The sequence below is a fragment of the Chromobacterium sp. IIBBL 290-4 genome, assembly GCF_024207115.1.
In the GTDB taxonomy this organism is placed as follows: domain Bacteria; phylum Pseudomonadota; class Gammaproteobacteria; order Burkholderiales; family Chromobacteriaceae; genus Chromobacterium.
The window spans coordinates 2,574,634-2,596,312 of record NZ_CP100128.1; the positions used below are offsets into that span (position 1 = coordinate 2,574,634).

At 63.1% G+C, this 21,679-nt stretch carries 14 protein-coding genes; all 14 read right to left on the reverse strand.

Translation table 11 applies throughout. From position 1 onward, the window contains the following. Nucleotides 1–5 precede the first annotated feature (5 nt). Entirely contained in the window at nucleotides 6–824 is an 819-nt protein-coding gene (locus NKT35_RS11830; RefSeq protein WP_254293143.1) for a trypsin-like serine peptidase, read from the reverse strand. A gap of 91 nt (nucleotides 825–915) precedes the next feature. After that, entirely contained in the window at nucleotides 916–1,848 is a 933-nt protein-coding gene (locus NKT35_RS11835) for a hypothetical protein (protein WP_254293145.1), read from the reverse strand. A gap of 133 nt (nucleotides 1,849–1,981) precedes the next feature. Continuing rightward, nucleotides 1,982–3,256, reverse strand: coding sequence for a two-component system sensor histidine kinase RstB (gene rstB / locus NKT35_RS11840; protein WP_254293147.1), 1,275 nt, complete (start codon nucleotides 3,254–3,256; stop codon nucleotides 1,982–1,984). A 6-nt stretch (nucleotides 3,257–3,262) separates the two neighbouring features. Continuing rightward, the gene (gene rstA / locus NKT35_RS11845) at nucleotides 3,263–3,979 is read right to left on the reverse strand and encodes a two-component system response regulator RstA (RefSeq protein ID WP_254293149.1); all 717 of its coding nucleotides are present in this window, start codon (nucleotides 3,977–3,979) and stop codon (nucleotides 3,263–3,265) included. Nucleotides 3,980–4,052: 73 nt separating this feature from the next. Further along, nucleotides 4,053–4,937 carry a formate dehydrogenase accessory protein FdhE domain-containing protein gene (gene fdhE / locus NKT35_RS11850; RefSeq protein ID WP_254293151.1) on the reverse strand — a complete coding sequence of 295 codons (885 nt, stop codon included), beginning with the start codon at nucleotides 4,935–4,937 and terminating at the stop codon, nucleotides 4,053–4,055. Between the two features lie 385 nt (nucleotides 4,938–5,322). After that, nucleotides 5,323–5,940, reverse strand: a complete 618-nt coding sequence (locus tag NKT35_RS11855; RefSeq protein WP_254293153.1) for a formate dehydrogenase subunit gamma — start codon at nucleotides 5,938–5,940, stop codon at nucleotides 5,323–5,325. Next, a complete protein-coding gene (fdxH, locus tag NKT35_RS11860) occupies nucleotides 5,937–6,827 on the reverse strand; it encodes a formate dehydrogenase subunit beta (protein WP_254293155.1) in 891 nt (296 codons plus the stop codon). The genes NKT35_RS11855 and fdxH overlap by 4 nt, the downstream gene beginning before the upstream one ends. Before the next feature lie 12 nt (nucleotides 6,828–6,839). After that, nucleotides 6,840–9,896 carry a formate dehydrogenase-N subunit alpha gene (gene fdnG / locus NKT35_RS11865; RefSeq protein ID WP_254293157.1) on the reverse strand — a complete coding sequence of 1,019 codons (3,057 nt, stop codon included), beginning with the start codon at nucleotides 9,894–9,896 and terminating at the stop codon, nucleotides 6,840–6,842. Nucleotides 9,897–10,186: 290 nt separating this feature from the next. Then, nucleotides 10,187–11,611 carry an efflux transporter outer membrane subunit gene (locus NKT35_RS11870; RefSeq protein WP_254293159.1) on the reverse strand — a complete coding sequence of 475 codons (1,425 nt, stop codon included), beginning with the start codon at nucleotides 11,609–11,611 and terminating at the stop codon, nucleotides 10,187–10,189. Between the two features lie 4 nt (nucleotides 11,612–11,615). After that, nucleotides 11,616–12,776 (reverse strand): efflux RND transporter periplasmic adaptor subunit, encoded by a 1,161-nt coding sequence (locus NKT35_RS11875; RefSeq protein WP_254293161.1) that lies wholly within the window; start codon nucleotides 12,774–12,776, stop codon nucleotides 11,616–11,618. Nucleotide 12,777: 1 nt separating this feature from the next. Then, nucleotides 12,778–15,963, reverse strand: a complete 3,186-nt coding sequence (locus NKT35_RS11880) for an efflux RND transporter permease subunit (protein ID WP_254293163.1) — start codon at nucleotides 15,961–15,963, stop codon at nucleotides 12,778–12,780. Nucleotides 15,964–16,319: 356 nt separating this feature from the next. Continuing rightward, nucleotides 16,320–18,479 (reverse strand): hypothetical protein, encoded by a 2,160-nt coding sequence (locus tag NKT35_RS11885; protein ID WP_505190917.1) that lies wholly within the window; start codon nucleotides 18,477–18,479, stop codon nucleotides 16,320–16,322. Between the two features lie 263 nt (nucleotides 18,480–18,742). Beyond that, nucleotides 18,743–20,113, reverse strand: a complete 1,371-nt coding sequence (gene purB, locus NKT35_RS11890) for an adenylosuccinate lyase (protein WP_254293168.1) — start codon at nucleotides 20,111–20,113, stop codon at nucleotides 18,743–18,745. 169 nt (nucleotides 20,114–20,282) lie between these two features. Next, the gene (gene ffh, locus NKT35_RS11895; RefSeq protein ID WP_254293170.1) at nucleotides 20,283–21,638 is read right to left on the reverse strand and encodes a signal recognition particle protein; all 1,356 of its coding nucleotides are present in this window, start codon (nucleotides 21,636–21,638) and stop codon (nucleotides 20,283–20,285) included. Between the last annotated feature and the right edge of the window lie 41 nt (nucleotides 21,639–21,679).

Sequence of the window (21,679 nt, forward strand, 5' to 3'; positions counted from 1 at the left end):
TTTTTTTATCGGGTTTCAGCCGCTTTGGCGCGCTGGATGAAGTCGCGCAGGGCCTGGCTGAATATCGGCGCGGAGACGCTGATATTGTCTTCGCGCTTGCGGCGCGATGCCGGCGGCGCAGAGCTTTGCACCGCGACAATGCTGGCCTGGCCCTTGGCGTCGAAGACAAAGATCGGCGAGCCGCTATTGCCTTCCAGCGAATCGCAATGATGGGTCAGGCGGCCATCGCCGTGCAGGCCGGTGGCTTTGCAATTATTGTGGACGCGCAGGTGGCGCTGGTCGTCCACCGGATAGCCGCCCAGGGTCACGGTCCATTTTTTCTCGGTCAGCAGCTTTTTCAATTGCTCGCGGTTGCCGTCGAAAACCGGGATATACCCCTGCTGTTTGCCCAGCGGCGTTTTCAGGCGCACAAAGGCGAAATCGCGCGGCGCGATCTCGGGCGGGATATAGATGCCATCCTTGCGCCGGAGCAGCCCTTTGAGAAAGGCGCGGTCCACGTAAACCTCGGCGATCTGGCTGCGGTCCTCGTATTCGGCGCCCCACAGCCCCACCGTGAAGCTGACGGCCTTGTCCATGCGGCCTTGATCGTTCAGAAAGCAATGTCCCGCCGTCAGCACCACATTGGGCGACACCAGGGTGCCGGTGCAGATATTGCGCGAGCGCGTTTGCAGCTGGCCGACGGCCTGCCAGGGCAAATGATCGGGCTGCACCAGCACGCGGTCGTCTTTGCCGAAGAACAGGATTTTATGTTCGCGGCTCAGGGGCGCGGCGTGGAGGAGGGCGGGAATCAGCGAGAGGCAAAGCGCGAGGCGAGACAGTTTCATGATGGGGCACCTGAAATGACGACGGGGCGCAATGCGCCCCGTTCGATGATGCAACGCCGCTAGCTAAAAAGCCGCGGCGCCGTTGCCTGAATTACTTGGCAGCGGAAGCGGCGGCCTTCTTGGCAGCGTGCTTTTTGTGAGCCTTCTTGGCCGGAGCGGAAGCGTCGGCTTTGGCGGCTTGAGCCTTGGAAGCAACGGCCTTCTTGGCAGCGTGCTTGTGAGCCTTCTTGGCTACCGGAGCGGAAGCGTCGGCCTTGGCGGCTTGAGCCTTGGAGGCTTCAGCTTTCTTGGCGTGCTTCTTGGCGTGGTGCTTGTGAGCCTTCTTGGCTACCGGAGCGGAGGCGTCAGCCTTGGCAGCTTGAGCCTTGGAAGCTACGGCCTTCTTGGCGGCGTGCTTCTTGGCCTTCTTGGCGGCCGGGGCGGAAGCGTCAGCCTTGGCGGCTTGAGCCTTGGAAGCTTCAGCCTTCTTGGCAGCGTGCTTCTTGGCGTGGTGCTTGTGAGCCTTCTTGGCTACCGGAGCGGAAGCGTCAGCCTTGGCAGCTTGAGCCTTGGAAGCTACAGCCTTCTTGGAAGCGTGCTTCTTGGCCTTCTTGGCCTTCGGAGCGGAGGCGTCGGCCTTGGCGGCTTGAGCCTTGGAGGCTACAGCCTTCTTGGCGGCTTGCTTCTTGGCCTTCTTGGCCTTCGGAGCGGATGCGTCAGCCTTGGCAGCTTGAGCCTTGGAGGCTACAGCCTTCTTGGCGGCGTGCTTGTGAGCCTTCTTGGCTACCGGAGCGGAAGCGTCAGCCTTGGCAGCTTGAGCCTTGGAGGCTACAGCCTTCTTGGCGTGGTGCTTGTGAGCCTTCTTGGCTACCGGAGCGGAAGCGTCGGCCTTGGCGGCTTGAGCCTTGGAAGCTACTTTTTTCTTTTCAACTTTCTTGGCCTTGTGGATGGCCGGGGCGGAAGCGGTAGCTTTTTCAGCGGCGAAGCCATTGGCGGACACCAGGCTGAAAGCAGCGGTCAGGGCGAGCAGAGCCAGCTTTTTCATTTACGAAACTCCTAAGTTTCTTGCGATTTGGGTTGAACGGACCCGAAAAAGTCCTTATTCAGGCCGTGATGCTAGCGTTGGCAAGACATAAGCGTCTAGGGGGGGCTTGTATCTCAATGTTACAAAATGTACATCAAGCGGCGGGCCAACTGAAAAGGAAGCGGGCGCCGCCCATAGGCGAACTTTCCACGCGGACTGCGCCGCGGTGGGCGCGGGCGATGCCGGCGACGATGGCGAGGCCCAAGCCATGGCCGCCGGTTTTGCGGCCGCGGCTTTCATCCAGCCGGACGAAGGGGTCGAATACCCGCTCGCGGTCCTCTTCCGGAATGCCGGGGCCGTCGTCGTCGACGATGATGCAGAACTGCTGCTTGTCGATCAAGATATGGGTGGCGACGATGGAGGCGGCATGGCGGCGGGCATTGGACAGCAGATTGTCCAGCGCGCGGGTGATCAAGTGCTCGTCGGCGGTGATGAGAAGCTCCTCGCCGATAGGCTCGATCCAGTGGATTTCCTGCGCCAGCGCCGCCTGGCCGGCGATGCGGTCTCGCGCCCAGGGAATGGCGTTGAAGCTGACCGGCTTCAGCGGCGCTTCGGGGCGATCCAGACGGGCGTGGAACAGCAGCTCTTCCACCAGTTTGTCGATGGCGGTGAGGTCGCGTTCTATCGCCTGGCGTTCCGGAGAATCCTCGTCGCCCTCCAGCAAGGCCAAGCGATAGCGCAGCCGGGCCAGCGGCGTGCGCAGTTCATGAGCCACGGCGTTGGTCAGCGTTTTCTTGCTGTTGATCAGCGTCGCGATATTGTCCGCCATATGGTTGAAGGCGATGCCCAGATGTTGCACGCCGGAGTGCGGCGGCAGGCTGACGCGGGCATTCAGATCGCCGCTGGCCAGCCGGCCAGACGCTCTTTCCAGCGCCACCAGATCGCGCCAGTGCGGCCGCATCCATAGAAACACCGGAATCGCCAGCGACAGCCCCAGCAGGCCGAGCAGGGCATAGTCCACCCACTTGAGCTGGTGCAGGAAGAACAGATAGCGCAAGGGGCCGGCCACCAGCAGGTAGTTGCTGTCCTGCAGCTTTTGCAGGAACAGATACTTGTCCTCCAGCATGACGATCTCGCCGCGGTCCAGCGCCTGCTTGGATTCCTCGTCCAGGATGTAGTTGCTCATCTTCTCCACCTTGACGCGGAAGGTGAAGCCGTAATCGGAATTGGCCAGCGTTTCGCTCCAGCGGTCTTCCGGCACGCCGCGCAGATCGGCCTCGATCAGCGACAGCGTGGTGCGCAGCAGGTCGGACAGATAACGCTCGCCCGGTTCGCTGGAGGCTTGCTTGTACACCATGCCGACCATGATGACCGCCACCAGGAAGCAGGACATCAACAGCAGGTAGAACTGGATGAACAGGCGGCGCATCCGGACTTACTCCCAGCCGGACAGCGAGAACAGATAGCCGCGGTTGCGCACGGTCTTGATGCGGAACGGCTCGCTGGGGTTGTCGCCCAGCTTTTTGCGCAGCCGCGAAATGGCCACGTCTATGCTGCGGTCCAGGCCGTCGTAATCGACGCCGCGCATTTCTTTCAGCAGCAGGTCGCGGTTCAGCGTTTCGCCGGCGTGGCTGGCCAGCAGCCACAGCAGGTCGAAGTCCGAGGTGGACAGCGGAATTTTTTCGCCGCACAAGGTCACGTCGCGGCTGACCGGGTCGATGGACAGCTGGCCGAACACCGCTTTGCGCGAGGACTTTGCCGGCGCGGCCTCGGCGGCGGGCTGCGCCGGGCGCATATTGCGCAATTGCGCGCGCAGGCGGGCCACCAGCACCGAGGGCGGCGTGGTTTTGAGGATGTAGTCGTTGGCGCCCAGTTCCAGGCCCAGGATCTGGTTCATATCGCTGTCCAGCGAGGTCAGCATGATGATGGGGCCGTCGAATTTGGGCCGCAGCTCGCGGCAAATGGTCAGGCCGTCCTTGCCGGGCAGCATGATGTCCAGCAGCACCATATCGGGTTGCTCGCGGGCGATGGTGTCCAGCGCGGTGTCGCCGCGAGGTTCGATCACTACGTCCATTTCGTGGCGATCCAGAAAGTCTCTGATCAGTTCGGCCAGGTCGGCGTCGTCCTCGACGAATACGATGCGGTGGGTCATGCGGGCGTCCATTGCGATAGAAAAGCGGTTTGCCGGCAAGTATCGCTCGCCGGCCGCGCCCGCTCAAGTGTTGCTAGTTCGCGCCGGGCAGAAACAAGGGATTGAAGCCCAGCCGGGCATAGCCCGCTTCGCCGGCCAGCAGGTCAAGCGCCAGGCTGGCCAAATCATCGGCGCCGGCCTCCGCGTCGGCGTCCAGCAGCAGGGAGATCTGCTTGAGCGCGGCATGGCACTCGCCGCAGGCCTCAACTTCTCGCGCGCCGCGCTCCTGGTGTGGCTGCTGGTGGTCGGGCGCGGCGGGAACGTGGTCCTGCGCCGCTAACGAGTAATAGCTGAGATCGCGGCTGTTGCCGCAGGACAGGCAGCGCACCCGGCCCACCGGCCAGGCATGGCTGCACATCGAGCACACCACATAGCGCTGGGCGTGGCCGCTGTCGCCGCGCAGCAGCTGTGAGGCCAACGGCAGGCCGCCGCAGCACGGGCAGCGCGCTTCCTGGCTTTGCGGCTCGGGCAGCGGCCGCTGGCGGATGCTGCGGGTGGCTTGGGCCTGCAGGGCGGCGCCCAGCAGCGGCAGAGCGGCGAACAAGGGGCCCTCCGCCGGATAGTCGCCGTTGAGCAGACGCTCAGCCAGCCGGCTGAGCGCGGCGGCATCCAGCGCCAGCAGGGCATCCAGACTGGTCAGGACGGGGGAGGGCAGCTGCGGCGCCAGCGCCTGGGCCAGTTTTTCCAGCGCGGCCCGCGGATCGAGCCGGGACGCGTCGTGCAGCGCCTGTTGCTGCTCGCAGATGGCGGCGCACAGCCGCAGGAAGCCGGCCATGGCATGGCCATCGGCCAATTGCCGCAGCCGCGCGGCGCGGCGGGCGAAGATGTCGGCCGGCGGCCGCAGCACGGGCTGGCTCATCAGTGGGACGTCGCCGGCGAGAATCTGTTCGGCTGGCAGGATGGGTTGGGTAGGGGTCATGGTTGATTAACTATGTTCATTAGAATGCAGGCTGCTGGGTGGTTGTGCATGTGGGTAGCAAAGACGGCAACAGTTAGACCTGACTCCCCTTTCAGCTCGCGCCGACAAAAAAATGGCTGGCAAGGTTTTAAGACGCCGGTTGTTCGACGCGGCGCGACGGTAGCGCGTACTGCTGAGCGAATCGAAGATTCGCACGCATGTAGTTCCGGCGGCTCCTTGCCAGCCGTTTTTTGTGTCGGGGTTTCGCGGGCTGTTGGGGCGGCCAGGGATTGCCTCTGCGTGCGAATCTTCGATTCGCTCAGCGACAGGGCTGGCCGCTCAGCCCCTGGCCCGTCTGCCGGGCGGAACCGGCACCTAAACATGTCGTCCGCGCAGCGGACACTCGCTATTTCTTCCCCATCATTTCCTTATACCAGCCCGGATGGTGCTTCTTGGCCCAGGCATGGGTGACCACGCCCTCCACCATCGCCCTGATCGTGCCCTTCACCCACAGCGCGGCGTAGACGTGGACGATGATGCTGGCGATCAGCGCGGTGGCCGCCCAGGCGTGCAGCAGCAGCGCCAAGCGGATTACCGGGATGGGAAAGTAAATGGAAAAATACTGGCGCCAGGCGATGATGCCGGTGACCAGCATGGTTCCCACGCATAGGGTCATGATCCAGAACATCGCCTTCTGGCCGCCGTTGTACTTGCCCACTTCCACGGTCTCATGGCCGCGCAGCACGTCCTTCACCGCCAGCATCCACTTGATGTCCTGGCCGTTGATCAGATTGCGCCGCCAGTAACGGAAAAACTGGCGGAAGAAGCCCAGGAACATCAGCACGCCGACGAAGGGGTGCACCATGCGCGCCAGCTGCGGCGTGCCGAACACGCCGGTCAGCCAGAAGAAGGCCGGGTAGAACAGCGCCAGGCCGGACAGCGCCAGCAGCACGAAGCAGATGGCGACGATCCAATGGTTAATCCGCTCCGCCACGCCGTAGCGTTGCAGCAGTTTTTCCTTCATCGCTTGTTCTCCTCGCGGCTTGCCGCCTCGTCTTCTTCGTCATCGGCGCGATTGGGGCCGACGCTGATGTAGTGCAGGAAGCCGAACAGGCCGGCGGCGGCGATGCCTATCGTCGCCAGCGGTTTGAGCCAGCCCTTCCACAGCTGCACGGTGGGGCTGATTTCCGGATTATTGGGCAGGCCGGAATACTGCTCCGGCTTGTCGGCGTGGTGCAGCACGTACATCACATGGGTGCCGCCGACGCCTTGCGGGTCATACAGGCCGGCGTGTTGATAACCGCGCCGCTGCAAGTCCGCTACCCGTTCCGCCGCCACTTCCTTCATGTCTTCCTTGGAGCCGAATTGAATGGCCCCGGTGGGACAGGTTTTGACGCAGGCGGGCTCCAGGCCGACGGCGACGCGGTCCGAGCACAGCGTGCACTTGTAGGCCTTGTTGTCCTCCTTGCTGATGCGCGGAATATTGAAGGGACAGCCGGCGATGCAATAGCCGCAGCCTATGCAGTTTTCCTGGTGGAAATCGACGATGCCGTTGCTGTACTGCACGATGGCGCCCGGCGAGGGACAGGCTTTCAAACAGCCGGGGTCGGCGCAGTGCATGCAGCCGTCCTTGCGGATCAGCCATTCCAGCTTGCCGTTGCTTTCTTCTTCGGCGAAGCGCATCACCGTCCACGCCTTGGCGGACAGGTCGGTGGGGTTGTCGTAGACGCCGATGTTGTGGCCGACTTCCTCGCGGATGTCGTTCCACTCGGAACAGGCCACCTGGCAGGCCTTGCAGCCTATGCAGGTGGAGGTGTCGATCAGCTTCGCCACTTCCAGCGTCTGGCGGACCTTGGGGCTTTCGGTCGGGCTGGCGGAGCGGTGCTTGATGTCCAGGGATTGCAGTGGCATGGCCGGGGCTCCTTATAGTTTTTCCAGTTTGACCAGGAAGGCCTTGTACTCGGGCGTCTGGGTGTTGCAATCGCCGACTGCGGGCGGCAGCGAGTTGGTCAGATAACCCGGCCGCGCCACGCCCTCCCAGCCCCAGTGCAGCGGAATGCCGATCTGGTGCACGGTCTGGCCGTTGACCTTCAACGCCATCAAGCGCTTGGTGACCACCGCCTTGGCTTTGACGAAGCCGCGGTTGGAGCTGACCTTGACCATATCGCCCTGGACGATGCCTTTCTCGCGGGCCAGCGCCTCGCCGATCTCGACGAATTGCTCGGGCTGGGCGATGGCGTTGAGCAGCACCGACTTGGTCCAGAACTGGAAGTGCTCGGTCAGGCGGTAAGTCGTCCCGACGTAGGGGAAATCTTTATGGGTGCCCAGCCGCTTTTTGTCGCTGTCGAACAGCCGCACCGCCGGACTGGAGACAACTTTAGGGTGCAGCGGATTGGTGCCGATGGGGCTTTCCATCGGCTCGTAGTGCTCGGGGAAGGGGCCGTCCACCAGTTTGTCGGCGCAGAACAGCCGGCCCACGCCTTCCGGGTTCATGATGAAGGGCTGCATGCCGGAGTCCGGCGCGGCGTCGATCTTGAAGTCCGGCACGTCCGCGCCCACCCATTTTTCGCCGTTCCAGCTGATCAGCTTGCGTTTCGGGTCCCAAGGCTTGCCAGACGGATCACAGGAGGCGCGGTTGTAGAGGATGCGGCGGTTGGCCGGCCACGACCACGACCAGCCCGGCGTGTTGCCGAGGCCGGTGTCGGTGTTGTCGCGGCGCGCCATCTGGTTGCCGGCCTGGGTCCAACAGCCGGCGAAGATCCAGCAGGCGCTCATGGTGCGGCCATCGTCCTGCAGCACGGCGAAGCCCGGAATCTGCTCGCCCTTCTTCACCAAGGTTTTGCTGGGGTCGGCCGGGTCGGGCAGATCGGCCAGCGCCTTGCCGTTCATCTCCATCGCCAGCTCGCTCGGCGTCGGCGCTTTGGGATTGCGGTAAGGCCAGTTGGTTTTGAGGATGGGCTCGGCCAGCTTGCCGCCTTCCTTGCGGTAGAGCTCGCGCAGCGCGACGAACAATTCGCCGATGATCTCGTTGTCGCCTCTGGCTTCGCCCGGTGGCTCGGCGCCTTTCCAGTGCCATTGCAGCCAGCGCGCGGAATTGACGATGGAGCCGTCTTCTTCGGCGAAACAGGTGGACGGCAGCCGGAACACCGTGGTCTGGATCTTGGAAGGGTCGACGTCGTGCGCCTCGCCGTGGTTCTGCCAGAAGGTGGAGGTTTCGGTGGCGATCGGGTCGATGATCACCATGTACTTGAGCTTGGAGAAGGCCTCGGTCACCTTGGCGGCGTCGGGGAAGCTGGCCAGCGGGTTGAAGCCCTGCACGATGAAGCCGTTCATCTTGCCCTGGTACATCAGCTCGGCCATGTGCAGCACGTCGTACATCTTGTCCCATTTGGGCAGCCAGCCATAGCCCCAGTCATTGTCCTTGCCGGCATTGTCGCCCCACATCCATTTCATCAGGCTGACGAAGAACTTGGGGGTGTTGCTCCAGTAGTTGAACTGGTTTGCCTGCAGGGTCTTGGGCGTGGTCTTGGCCAGATAGCTTGCCAGATCCGGGTGGTCTTTCTCGTTCGGCAGCGTCAGGTAGCCAGGCAACTGGGTGGAAAGCAGCCCCAGGTCGGACAGGCCCTGGATGTTGGAGTGGCCGCGCAGCGCGTTGACGCCGCCGCCGGGCATGCCGATGTTGCCCAGCAGCAATTGGATCATCGCCATGGTGCGGATGTTCTGCGAGCCGGTGGTGTGCTGGGTCCAGCCCAGCGCGTACAGGATGGTGCCGGCCCGGTCCGGGCGGGCGGTTTCGCCCAGCTCCTTGCACACCTGCAAAAAGCCTTCCACCGGCGTGCCGCAGATGGTGTTGACCATTTCCGGCGTGTAGCGCGAGTAGTGCTGCTTCAACAGCTGCCAGACGCAGCGCGGGTGTTGCAGCGTGGGGTCGGTCTTTGCGTAGCCGTCGTCGCCCAGCTCGTAGTTCCAGCTGGCTTTGTCATACTTGCTCTTGGCGGCGTCGAAGCCGGAGAACAGGCCTTCGTCGAAATGGTAGTCGTCGCGGACGATCAGCGCGGCGTTGGTGTAGGCCTTGACGTAGTCCCAGTGGATCTTGTCGTTTTTGATCAGCCAGTTGATCACGCCGCCCAGAAAGGCAATGTCCGAACCGACGCGGATAGGCAGGTAGAGATCGGACACCGAGGCGGTGCGGTTGTAGCGAGGATCCACTACGATCAGCCGGGTGCCGCGGGTCTTCTTCGCCTCTATCGCCCACTTGAAGCCCACCGGGTGGGCCTCGGCGGCGTTGCCGCCCATCACCAGGATGAAGTCGGCGTTCTTGATGTCTACCCAGCTGTTGGTCATCGCGCCGCGGCCGAAGGTGGAGGCCAGGGCCGACACGGTCGGGCCGTGGCAGACTCGGGCCTGGGCGTCGGTGGCGACGATGCCCAGGCTGCGGAGGAATTTCTGCGACAGAATGCCGGTTTCGTTGGAGCCGGCCGAGGCGGTCAGCATCGCCGTAGTCAGCCAGCGGTTGAGCGGCGTGCCGGCGTCGTTTTTCTCTAGGATGTTGGCGTCGCGGTCGTCTTTCATCAGGCGGGCGATGCGGCTGACCGCCTCATCCCAGCTGACGCGTTTCCACTCGCTGCTGCCGGGCTCGCGCACTTCCGGGTATTTCAGCCGCTTGGGGCTGTGGATGAAGTCCAGCAAGCCGGCGCCTTTGGGACAGAGCGAGCCGCGGCTGACCGGGTGGTCCGGGTCGCCTTCGATATGATAAATCTCGCCGCGCGCGTTTTTGGCGCCGTCGCCCAAGCCATACAGGATCAGGCCGCAGCCGACGGAACAGTAGGTACAGGTATTGCGGGTTTCGCGCGCGCCCAATAATTTGAACTGGCGAACTTCGGCCAGCGCCTGCTGCGGCGCGAAGCCCATGGCGACCAGGCTGGAAGCGCCCAGCTGCGCCGCGGTCAGCTTGAACAGCTGACGTCGGGTGACTTGCATCGTCCATCTCCTCCCGGCATCCGAACTCCGAGCGGAGTTGTCAGATATCTAAAATGCCAGATTTTTCCATTTCGCTATTTTTTTATGCTACTCCTATGAGCTGGTAATGACCATGCTCAGGTCGTGGCTTTGTCGCGCCGCGCGCTGTGCCGGGGAGTCTGGCGTGAAGAAAAGAAGGGTCGATGGTGATGAAGGCCAGGCTGCTGCGGCAGGCAAGGCGGCGCTGCGCCTGCCGCCTTGTCCTGTTAGTTGTAGCAGTTTTGTTTTTACTTGCTTAGTCTGATTGGCGACTATTTGCTGGAGGCGGCATTTTGTTGCCAGCCGCCGCCCAGCGCCTTGAGCAGGCTGACCGAAGCGACTAGTTGGCTGCCGCGCAGTTGGACATCGGCCCGATGCGCGCTTAGCTGGGCTTGCTGCGCCGCGGCCAGCGTCAGGCCGCTGTCCAATCCCTCGCGGTGGCGCAATTGGCTGATAGCGTAAGCTTGATCTTGCTGGCGCACGGCTTCGGCTTGCTGGCGGCGCGCATCCTCCAGTCCGTGCAGGGTATTCAGCGCATCCTGGGTTTCCTGCACCGCTTGCAGCACCGTCTGGCGATAGCTGGCCAGCGCGGTGCGGTAGCCGGCTTCGGCGTAGCTTACCGTGGCGCGGGTCTTGCCGTTGTCGAACAGGGTCTGGGTGGCTTGCAGGCCAAGGCCCCAGATCAGGGCCGGCGTCGAGAACAAGCCGGCGAGGCCGGTAGACTCGCTGCCGATATAGGCCGGCGTCAGCGTCAGCTGCGGAAAATAAGCGGCTTTGGCGACGCCGATCTGGGCATTGGCCGCGGCCATGGCGCGCTCGGCGGAGGCGATGTCCGGCCGGCGCTGCAACAGATCGCTGGGCGCGCCGGCAGGGGCGGTGGGCAGGGTCGCGGGCAAGGCGCCGGCCGCCAGCCGGAATGCGGCCGCCGGCGCGCCGCTGAGCGTCGCCAGCAGGTCTTCGCCCGCGCGGCGCTGATTGACCAATAGTTCGCGCTGGGCGCGGCTGGCGGCGACAGCGGCGGCCTGCTGCGACTCGTCGGCCGCCGAGGCCAATCCTTCGCGATGACGGATGCGGGTCAGGTCCAGCACCCGCTGCTGCGCGCCCAGGATGCCGTCCAGCAGCCGGATTTCCTCGTCCTCTTGGCGCAATTGCAGATAGGCGCTGGCCAATTGGGCGGTGAGCAGCAATTCGACATTGGCGCTATCGGCGGCGGCTTGTTCGGCGCTGGCGCGCGCGCTTTCGATATCGCGGCGCACCCGGCCCAGCCAGTCCAGTTCGTAGCTGACGCTGAGCATGGGCTTGAGGTCGCTTTGCACAATGCTGTTGTTACGCGTGCCATAGCTGGACAGCGGGCGGTCGGCGGAGGTGCGGCTGCGGGAATCCGCCACCCCCAGGCTAGCGGATGGCAAGGCGGCCGCGCTGTGGATGCGGCTTTGCGCCTGCGCCTGGTCCAGCTTGGCCAGCGCCAGTTGCAGCGAGGGGCTGTTCTGCAGCGTGGCGGCTTCCAGCCGGTTCAGCTCCTCATCGCCGAACATGCGCCACCAGTCGCGCTTGGCTTGCGCGTCGGCGGGCGCGGCGGGCAGCCAGCCGGCCTCGCTTTTCCATTGCGCCGGCAGTTCGCTGGCGGGACGTTGATAATCGGGGCCGACGGCGCAGCCGGCCAGCGCCGCGATCAGGGGCAGGCTCCATGCTCGCATGTCGTCACGCTCCCTTGGCCATGGGCACGATGGCCACCTTTTGGCCGTCGTAGATCGAGTCCGGCGGATTGATGATGACCTTGTCGTCGGTTTTCAGGCCGGCGCGGATTTCCACTTCGTGGCCAAAGTCGGTGCCGACGGCGACGGTTTGCAGATGAACCTTGCTGTCGGCGCCGACCAGGGCCACGCGGCTGCCCTTGGCGCCGAATTGCAGCGCGTTGGTGGGCAGGGTCAGCGTCTGGCCGCGCGGCAGCTTGAAGGACACGTCTACATACTGGCCGGGCATCAGGCCGTGATCGGCGTTGGCCAGCATCACTTCCACCTGCAGCGTGCGGGTGGCGGCATCCAGCGCGCCGGCGGTGCGGACCACCTTGCCGGACACCGCTTGATCCGGCGCCTCCTGGCGGGTGACCTTCACCGGCGAGCCGATATGGATGGCGGCGGCCTGGCCTTGCGGCACATAGGCGTACAGGTGCAGCTTGTCGATCTGCGCGGTGGCGAACAGCGCTTGCGGCGCGCCGCCGTTGCCGGCGTTGACCAGGCTGCCGGTATCGATATTGCGGCGGGTGACGATGCCGTCGAAAGGCGCGCTCACGCGGGCGAAGTCCTGCAAGTCGCGCAGCCGTTTCAACTCGGCTTCCGTCTGCTTGTAGGCGGTTTCCTTCTCGTCGAATTCCTGCTGCGACACGGCGTCCTGCGCGCGCAGCGTTTTCCAGCGCAGGTAAGCGGTTTTGGCCAGTTCGAAATTGGCCCGCGCTTCCTGCGCTTGCTTGTCGATGTCCGGTATGTCCAGTTCGGCCAGCAGTTCTCCCTTTTTCACCGGCTGGCCGATGTCCTTGTACCAGCGCTTGATATAACCGCTGGTGCGGGCGTAGATCTGCGCCTCGGCCATGCCTTGCAGCGTGGCGGGCAGGGTGAGGGCGGCGTCGCCGCGGCCCTGGCTGGGCAGCACCACATTGACGGAAAGCACGGCGTTGCGCGCGGCTTCCTGTTCCAGCGCCGCGGCTTCGGCATGGCGCATGAACAGCGTGCGGCCCAGGCCGACAGCCAGCAGCGCGACGGCGACGACGGCGGCGATGCGGGCCTTGCGCACCACCGCGCCGCGGCGGACATGGTGCAGATGCAGATCGGGCAGGCCCTGGTGGGCGTGGCGGTGGTCAGTCATGTCATGCGTCCTGTGCGGAAGTCTGGGCGTCATCGGCCGCTTCCGCTTGTTTGCGTTTTTCCAGATAGCGGTGGAAGGTGGCGAACACCACCGGTACGAACAGCAGGGTGGAGACGGTGGCGAACAACAGGCCGCCGATCACGGCGCGGCCCAAGGGCGCGTTCTGCTCGGAACCTTCGCCAATGCCGATGGCCATCGGAATCATGCCTATGATCATCGCCAGCGCGGTCATCAGCACCGGGCGCAGCCGGGTGGCGCCGGCCTCCAGCGCGGCGGACAGCGCGGTCAGCCCTTCATGCATCCGCTGCCGGGCGAAGGAGACCACCAGAATGCTGTTGGCGGTGGCCACGCCCATGGTCATGATGGCGCCGGTCAGCGCCGGCACCGACAAGTCCGTGCCGGTGACGATCAGCATCCAGGCGATGCCGGCCAGCGCGGCGGGCAGGGCGCTGACGATGATGAAGGGGTCCAGCCAGGACTGGAAATTCACCACGATCAGCAGGTAAACCAGCACGATGGCGCCGAGAATGCCGACCCCCAGTCCCAGGTAGGAGGAGCGCATGGTTTCCACCTGGCCGCGCATGCCGATATGGCTGCCCTTGGGCAGATGGGCCTGCTCCTCGTTGATTACCTTCTGGATGTCCGCCGCCACCGAGCCCAGATCGCGGCCGCGCGGGCTGGCGTAGATATCGATGGAGGGCAGGATGTTGTAGCGGGTGACGATGGCGGCTTCGCGGCCGGGGCTGGCCTTAACCAGATTGCCCAGCGTCTGTTCGCCCTTGCCATGGCTGCCCGGCGCGTTGATCGGCAGCTGCATCAGTTGATCCAGGGTGCTGATGCGATACTGCGGCGCCTGCGCCTGCATGGTGTAGACGATGCTGTTGGCCGGATTGAGCCAGAAGGCCGGCTGGGTTTGCTGGCTGCCGGACAAGGGCAGCAGCAGGTTCTGCGCCACGTCGAACGGCGCGATGCCCATGCCCTGCAGGCGGGCGCGGTCCATGTCCAGTTTGATGGATGGCGTGTCCAACCGCTGGTGCACATGCGCGTCTGCCGCGCCGGGGATGGCCTGGATGCGGCTGAGCAGACGGCCGGCGAAGGCGGCGTTTTCCTTCAGGTTCTTGCCGAAAATCTGCACATCGATGGCGGCCGGCGAGCCGAAGTTCAGAATCTGGGTGATGATGTCGGCCGGCTGGAAGAAGAATTCCACGCCGGGGAAGCGAGGCGACAGCTTGCGCGACAGCTCGGCGATGTAGTCGGCGCTGGGCGCGTGGCCGGGCTTCAGCGAAATCAGCACTTCGTCGTCCAGCGTGCCTATGGTGCCGGAGTTGCTGTAGGACAGGTTGATGCCGCTATAGGGCAGGCCGATATTGTCGATCAGCCCGTCCAGGTCCTTGGCCGGGATGATCTGGCGGATGGCCGCGTCCACCTGGTCGGCCAGGATGGCGGTGTCCTCGATGCGGGTGCCGGTGGGCGCGCGCGCATGCAGCTTGATCTGGCCGGTGTCCACCTCGGGGAACAGGTCGCGGCCCAGCAGCAGATACAGTCCGCAAGAGGCCAGGCAGAAGATCAGGAAGCCGGCCATGAACGGCTTGCGGTGGGTGAGCAGATGGCTGAGCAGATGGACATACACTTCGCGCAGGCTTTCAAACCGGGCGTTGAAGCGCTCATGCACATGGTGGATCCAGTGTTCTATCCGGCCGGAGCGATGGCGATGGCCCATCAGCATCAGCGCCAGCGTCGGCACCAGGGTCCGCGACAGCACATAGGATGCCAGCATGGCGAACACCACGGCCTCGGCCATGGGCACGAACAGATAGCGCGCCACGCCTTCCAGAAAGAACATCGGCACGAACACGATGCAGATGCACAAGGTGGAGACGAAGGCCGGCACGGCGATCTCGCCGGCGCCGTCCAGAATGGCGGTGTACAGCGCCGAACCCATGTGCAGGTGGCGCTCGATGTTCTCTATCGTTACCGTGGCGTCGTCCACCAGAATGCCCACCGCCAGCGCCAGGCCGCCCAGCGTCATCACATTGATGGTTTCGCCTATGGCGTGCAGCGCGACGATGGCGGTGAAGATGGACAGCGGGATGGAGACGGCGATGATGGAGGTGGTGCGCCAGTTGCCGAGGAACAGCAGCAGCATCACCGCGGTCAGGACGGCGGCCACCAGCGCTTCATGGATCACGCCCTCCACTGCGGTTTTGACGAACACCGACTGATCGGCCAGCAGGCTGACATGGATGTCCTTGGGCAGCAGCGGCAGCACGCCGGGCAGCTTTTCCTTCAAGTGGTTCACCACGTCCAGCGTGGACGCGCCGCCGTTCTTGTAGATCGACATCATCAGGCCGCGCTGGCCGTTCTGCTTGACGATATTGGTCTGCGGCGAGAAACCGTCGCGCACGTGCGCCACTTCGCGCAGGAACACGGTGGCGCCGTTCGCCGTCTTCACCGGGATGTTGTTCAGCCCGGCGATGCTGTCGGGCGAGCCGTTGAGCGAGACGTTGTACTCGGTGTCGCCAATCTTGGCGGTGCCGGCGGGTAGGGTCAGGTTTTGCGCGTTGACGGCATTGACCACGTCGGCCGGCGTCAAGCCTTTGGCGGCGATGGCATGGGTGTCCAGGTCGACCGACAGCAGCCTTACCTTGCCGCCATAGGGATAGGTGATGGCGATGCCGGGTATGGTCACCAGCTGCGGCCGCATCTGGTTGATCGCCGCGTCGAATACGTCCTGTTCCGACATGGTTTTGCTGGACAGCCCCAATTGCACCACCGGCACGCTGGAGGCGGTGTACTTGATGATCAAGGGCGGCGTGGCGCCGGGCGGCATCTGTTTGACCACCGCCTGCGACACCGACACCACCTGGGCGATGGCGGTCTGGATGTTGACGTTGGGCTGGAAGAAAATCTTGATGATGGCGATGCCGTTCAGCGATTGCGACTCGATATGCTCGATATCGTTGACGGTGGTGGTGAGCGTGCGTTCGTGCGTCTGGGTGATGCGGTCGGCCATCAGTTGCGGCGACAGGCCGCCATAGCCCCAGATCACGCTGATCACCGGAATGTCGATTTCCGGCAGCACGTCCACCGGCGTGCGCATGATCGCCAGTGGGGTGGCCAGCAAGATCAGGATGGCCATCACGATGAAGGTATAGGGCCTTTTCAGGGCCGTTTCGACAATCCACATAGGGTAGGACTTGCCTCTCTTCGGGGTTGCGGCTTGCGCGGCCTGCCGGCGCGAAAGCTTGGGCTAGAAATCTGCTCTTTTTACCAGCGCTTGTTGCAGCTTATGCCAGCAAACGGGCGAGCGAGGAGCGAATCGCAGCGGGAGGCGGGGCGGCTTTGTTAATGATTGCTATGGCAAGCATTTTGACGAGGCCGCGCGCGGGCTGGAGACGTTACTGTGGATTAACTAGGGAGCGGCTATGCCGTTGACAATGATTCTGAGCGCAATGAAAAAATAATCTACTTTACTATCTGGCCTAGTAAAAACCCCGCCGCGCGGAATGCGGGGCGGGGCTGCCAGGCGGGCGCGAGTAAGGCTTAGCCGCGCTTGCGCGCGTAGCTGTTGAGCGACACCACGCGGGTCTTGCCGATGCGGTGGCGGTAGATCTCGCGCAGATAGCACACCGCCTTCTGCACATGCTGGCGCGTGAGGCGGATGTCGTTGATCGACACGAATTTCTTGTTGTCGCGGATCAGCTCGCGGTACTTCTTCTCGTACATCGGCTTGATCGCGAACCAGTTGGTATCGAGAATCTTAGCCGGGTTCTCGTACTCGTTCAGCAGTCGTTCCAACACCGTCTCGTCGAAGTTTTCCGCCGTGATCAGGTCCAGGATGGCGTTGTCCAGGCTGTCGTCGTAACGGTGGTTGCCGTGGGCGAAGCAGCGCTTGATGAAGGACACGATCAGGGTCAGGAAATCGTCGCTGAGGCAGGGGCTCTTGGCCACCAGCGTGGTCAAGGACAGATTGGTGGACGCGCCTATCACCAGCGCGTAGCGCTTCAGCGTGGTGCTGGGGAACAGGTCATTCAAATGCCGTTTCAGCCGGTTCAGGTCCAGATAGGACAGCTTGTAGCCTTTGGGCAGCGACAGGATGGCCACTACCGACGAGCAGTTCTGGAAGAAGAACATCTGATTGAGCTTGTCTGCCGAGTAGCCCGACTGCTTGTATTCCTCCAGCGCCGCGCGGTAGCTGGCGGATTCTATCGGCAGCAGGCTGATGCCTTCGATTGCCTGGGTTTGCTGATTGAAGTGCGGCAGGTCGATGGAGCGGTAGAACAGATCGTCGATATCCAGCTTATTGACGAAACCGTCCGAGCCCAGCGGGTCCGACACCACCGATTCGGCGTAAGCCACCGCCACCGGGCCGGCCAGGCTCATGAACAGATCGTTGGCGTCCAGCCGTATGGTTTCGCCCATGTCGATGCCGGCGCGCAGGAAGTAGTTTTCGTCGTAGTCGCTGGTGACGGCCTGCGCGGTCAGGATGTTGAATATCTGCTGCGAGATGTACTGGTTGGCGTGGCGCTCCATCGCGTTCACGTCCAGGTGCTCGATATTGCCGCCTTCGCTTTCCTCGGCGTAGCGCATGATGTCGTTGGAGATCAGCATCATCGCGTTCCACGGCCGGATGCGGCGCATCACGCTTTCGGCGCCGGCTTCCTCATTGTCGAAGTTGTAGGAGAAGTCCCACTCCTCGGACAGGTATTTGCACAGCAGGCGGCCGGCATTGATGTGCAGCGCTTCCGAGCCTTCGGCATGCTGGCCCGAGATATTGGGCAGGATGCAGATGCCGCTGGTGAAGATGGGCTCGAACACGAAGCCGTAGCCGTCTCCCTCCTGCCCCGGCTTGCCGTCGCCGCGGGTTTCGAAGGTCTTGCTCATATAGGCGTATTGCTGGGCCAGGCCGAATTCCGAAGCCATGCCCGAGCCGGTGCCGCCGCCGGCGCTGAAAATGTAGAAATACAGCCGCGACTGGTTGGCCTTGATGCCGCAGGAGTCGACCAGATAGGAATGGATCAGCGCCCATTCCGGATCGGAGAAGCTGACCGTGTCTTTGTTCAGGATGATCTTGGCCAGATACTGGCCCAGGATGGGGGCGTTGCCGGCGCCGCCAGCATGGACCTCGGCCAGGTCCATGATCTTCATCTTGTTGTAGTTGTTGAGGAAGTCGCCCTGGCCTTGCTCGCCGCGGCGCGAAAAGCGGATGCGGCCCTTGATGTCCTTGTCCAGGTCGCCGAGCATGACCATGGGTTCGATCAGGAACGCGGGTTTGGCGCTCTTGTGCTGCGACAGCAGGTTGCGGCGGATCCAGCGCTTGGGTCGTTGTTCCTGTTCCGGCGTGGTTTTATCGTCGCCGTTGAATTCATTGAGGTAAAACTTGCGCGCGTTGTAGACCAGGGTGGCCACATCCAGAGCGATATTCGAACCGCAGCGGCCCAGTCCTATCAGGCAAACTGAAGGGAAAGGCTTTTCGCTGGGGCCGTCCTGGTCATCTTCGTTCTCGCGTGAGAAGGCGATGCCGCGCAGCGTGTCCAGGTGTTGCAGGATGCGGTTGGTGTCGTGTTCGATGAAAAACTGGTACAGCCCGGGCTGGCTGCGCTCGTTCAGGTTGAGCAACTGTCGGGTAGTCGGCTGCTGAGCGGCGGCGAGTTCGTCATCGGTGGCAGGGGTGTGCTCGGATTGGTCGTACATTGATTGCATGATCATCCATTCTTTCAACAAAGTTCCCTGTTACCGGGAGGTTGTGCTGAAGGCAGTTCACGGTTTCTATCTGCAGCAAGACGTGTTGCGTATTTTTTGGTGTTATTCACACTACATTGTCAGGGGCAATTGCCGTTTTGACCACTAAATTTTGCGTTGCGCTATCCGCATCCGGCTGCTAGTGAGGCTATCTTGACCCAGTTTAGGCAATAAAAAACGCCGCCAGAGGCTGGCGGCGTCGCAAAGGCAGATTTACTGGTTACTTAGACGCGGCGCGCCAGTTCGGCGGCCTTGCCCACGTAGTTGGACGGCGTCATCTCCAGCATGCCGGCCTTGACCGCTTCCGGCAGCTCCAGGCTCTTGATGAAGGCGTGCAGCGTCTCGCGGGTGATGCCGCCCTTGCCGCGGGTCAGCTCTTTGAGCTGCTCGTAAGGATTGGCGATGCCGTGGCGGCGCATCACGGTTTGCACCGGCTCGGCCAACAGTTCCCAGGCGTTGTCCAGTTCGGCGGCGATCTGGGCCGGATTGATTTCCAGCTTGTTCAGGCCCTTCAGGCAGGACTTGAGGCCAAGCAGGGTATAGCCGAAACCGACGCCCATATTGCGCAGCACGGTGGAGTCGGTCAGGTCGCGCTGCCAGCGGGAGATCGGCAGCTTTTCGGCCAGGTGGCCCATGATGGCGTTGGCCATGCCCAGATTGCCTTCGGCGTTCTCGAAGTCGATCGGGTTGACCTTGTGCGGCATGGTGGAGCTGCCCACTTCGTCCTTCTTCACCTTCTGCTTGAAGTAGCCCAGCGAGATATAGCCCCAGATGTCGCGGTTCAGGTCGATCAGGATGGTGTTGACGCGGCTCATCACCTGGTACAGCTCGGCCATGTAGTCGTGCGGCTCGATCTGGATGGTGTAGGGGTTGAAAGTGAGGCCCAGGCCGGTGACGAAGCGGCCGCACAGGCTTTCCCAGTCGATGTCCGGGTAGGCCGCCAGGTGCGCGTTGTAATTGCCGACGGCGCCGTTGATCTTGCCCAGGATTTCCTGGTGCACCAGCTGCTCGCGCTGGCGCTTCAGCCGGTAAACCGTGTTGGCCAATTCCTTGCCCATGGTGGACGGAGTGGCCGGCTGGCCGTGGGTGCGGCACATCATCGGCATGTCGGCGAGCTCATGCGACAGCTTCTGCAGCTTGTGGATGACCTCGTCCAGCGCCGGCAGCAGCACGGTGTTGCGCGCGCTCTTCAGCATCAGCGCGTGGCTGAGGTTGTTGATGTCTTCGGAGGTGCAGGCGAAGTGGATGAACTCGCCGGCGGCCATGACTTCCGGGTTGCCGGACAGCCGTTCCTTCAGCCAGTACTCGATGGCCTTGACGTCGTGATTGGTGCGAACCTCGATGGCCTTCACTTCTTCGCCGTGCTCGACGCTGAAGTTGGCGATCACGTCGTCGATTTCGCGGATGGTGGCGTCGGAGAAGGGTTTGACTTCCTCGATGCCCGGCTCGGCGGCCAGCATCTTCAGCCATTCCAGCTCCACCTTGACGCGGCACTTCATCAGACCGAACTCGGAGAACAGGTTGCGCAGGCCTTCCACCTGGCCGGCGTAGCGGCCATCCAGCGGGGAGAGGGCGGTCAACGTAGTCAGATTCATGCGGGGTATTTCCAAACGTGATTTGCCAAACAGCGGCGGGTTGCAATACAAACAATCCTGGCGACGCGGCCGGCGCGACTCCTTAATCAATGTAGCGCTTTCGCGCCGCATTGCCGGCTTCTTGTCTTCATCTCAAAAGAAACGGGCGACTGGCGCCCGTTGTTTCCGCTTACATGCCGGGCATCATGCCCTTCATGCCGCGCATCATTTTCATCATCCCACCCTTGGACGAGAACTGCTTCATCATTTTCTGCATCTGCTCGAACTGGGCCAGCAGGCGATTCACTTCCTGCACGGTCACGCCGGAGCCGGCGGCGATGCGGCGCTTGCGGCTGGCCTTGATCAATTCGGGCTTGCGGCGCTCGTCCATCGTCATCGAGTTGATAATGCCTTCGATGCGGCGCATCGATTTTTCCGCCTCGGCGCCCTGGATGCCCTTGGCCATCTGGCCGATCTGTCCCGGCATTTTTTCCAGCAGATTGGACATGCCGCCCATTTTCTTCATCTGCTGCATCTGGGCCTTGAAGTCTTCCAGGTCGAAACCCTTGCCGGATTTCAACTTCTTGGCCATCGCCTCGGCTTCTTTGTGATCGATGCCCTTCTGGACTTCCTCAATCAGCGACAGCACGTCGCCCATGCCCAGGATGCGGCTGGCGATGCGGTCCGGGTGGAAGGGCTCGATGGCGGCGACTTTTTCGCCCACGCCGATGAACTTGATAGGCTTGCCGGTGACGTGTCGCACCGACAGCGCGGCGCCGCCGCGCGAATCGCCGTCCATCTTGGTGAGGATGACGCCGGTCAGCGGCAGCGCCTCGTTGAAGGCCTTGGCGGTGTTGACCGCGTCCTGGCCCTGCATCGCGTCCACCACGAACAGCGTTTCCACCGGATTGATGGCGGCATGCAGCGCCTTGATCTCCTCCATCATCGCTTCGTCGATGGCGAGACGGCCGGCAGTGTCGACCATCAGCACGTCGAAGAAATGGCGGCGGGCGTGGTCCAGCGCGGCGCGGGCGATGTCGACCGGCTTTTGCTTCTCGTCGGATGGGAACCATTCCACGCCCACTTGCGAGGCCAGCAGCTTCAGCTGCTCGATGGCGGCGGGACGATAAACGTCGGCCGAGACCACCAGCACCTTCTTCTTCTGGGTTTCCTTCAGCCTTTTGGCCAGTTTGCCGACGGTGGTGGTTTTACCCGCGCCCTGCAGGCCGGCCATCAGCACGATGGCGGGCGGCACGGCGGCCAGGTTGAGCTCGTCGTTCTTCTCGCCCATCAGCTTGACGAGTTCTTCGTTGACGACGCCCACCAGCGCTTGGCCCGGGGTGAGGCTGCCCATCACGTCCTGGCCCAGCGCGCGCTCTTTCACCTGGGCGATGAAGGTTTTGATGACGGGCAGCGCCACGTCGGCTTCCAGCAGCGCCATGCGCACTTCGCGCATCGCGTCCTGGATGTTGGATTCGGTCAGCCGCGCGTTGCCGCGCAGGGTTTTCATCACGCCGGACAGGCGGCTGGTCAGGTTGTCTAGCATGTGCTGTCCTTACTCTCTGCCACCGACACGGCAGCTTGGTG

What these genes read in the sequence shown, in the direction of transcription:
- NKT35_RS11830 (WP_254293143.1), bottom strand. Translation starts at nt 824, where the DNA reads ATGAAACTGTCTCGCCTCGCGCTTTGCCTCTCGCTGATTCCCGCCCTC.
- NKT35_RS11835 (WP_254293145.1), bottom strand. Translation starts at nt 1,848, where the DNA reads ATGAAAAAGCTGGCTCTGCTCGCCCTGACCGCTGCTTTCAGCCTGGTG.
- rstB (WP_254293147.1), bottom strand. Translation starts at nt 3,256, where the DNA reads ATGCGCCGCCTGTTCATCCAGTTCTACCTGCTGTTGATGTCCTGCTTC.
- rstA (WP_254293149.1), bottom strand. Translation starts at nt 3,979, where the DNA reads ATGACCCACCGCATCGTATTCGTCGAGGACGACGCCGACCTGGCCGAA.
- fdhE (WP_254293151.1), bottom strand. Translation starts at nt 4,937, where the DNA reads ATGACCCCTACCCAACCCATCCTGCCAGCCGAACAGATTCTCGCCGGC.
- NKT35_RS11855 (WP_254293153.1), bottom strand. Translation starts at nt 5,940, where the DNA reads ATGAAGGAAAAACTGCTGCAACGCTACGGCGTGGCGGAGCGGATTAAC.
- fdxH (WP_254293155.1), bottom strand. Translation starts at nt 6,827, where the DNA reads ATGCCACTGCAATCCCTGGACATCAAGCACCGCTCCGCCAGCCCGACC.
- fdnG (WP_254293157.1), bottom strand. Translation starts at nt 9,896, where the DNA reads ATGCAAGTCACCCGACGTCAGCTGTTCAAGCTGACCGCGGCGCAGCTG.
- NKT35_RS11870 (WP_254293159.1), bottom strand. Translation starts at nt 11,611, where the DNA reads ATGCGAGCATGGAGCCTGCCCCTGATCGCGGCGCTGGCCGGCTGCGCC.
- NKT35_RS11875 (WP_254293161.1), bottom strand. Translation starts at nt 12,776, where the DNA reads ATGACTGACCACCGCCACGCCCACCAGGGCCTGCCCGATCTGCATCTG.
- NKT35_RS11880 (WP_254293163.1), bottom strand. Translation starts at nt 15,963, where the DNA reads ATGTGGATTGTCGAAACGGCCCTGAAAAGGCCCTATACCTTCATCGTG.
- NKT35_RS11885 (WP_505190917.1), bottom strand. Translation starts at nt 18,479, where the DNA reads ATGCAATCAATGTACGACCAATCCGAGCACACCCCTGCCACCGATGAC.
- purB (WP_254293168.1), bottom strand. Translation starts at nt 20,113, where the DNA reads ATGAATCTGACTACGTTGACCGCCCTCTCCCCGCTGGATGGCCGCTAC.
- ffh (WP_254293170.1), bottom strand. Translation starts at nt 21,638, where the DNA reads ATGCTAGACAACCTGACCAGCCGCCTGTCCGGCGTGATGAAAACCCTG.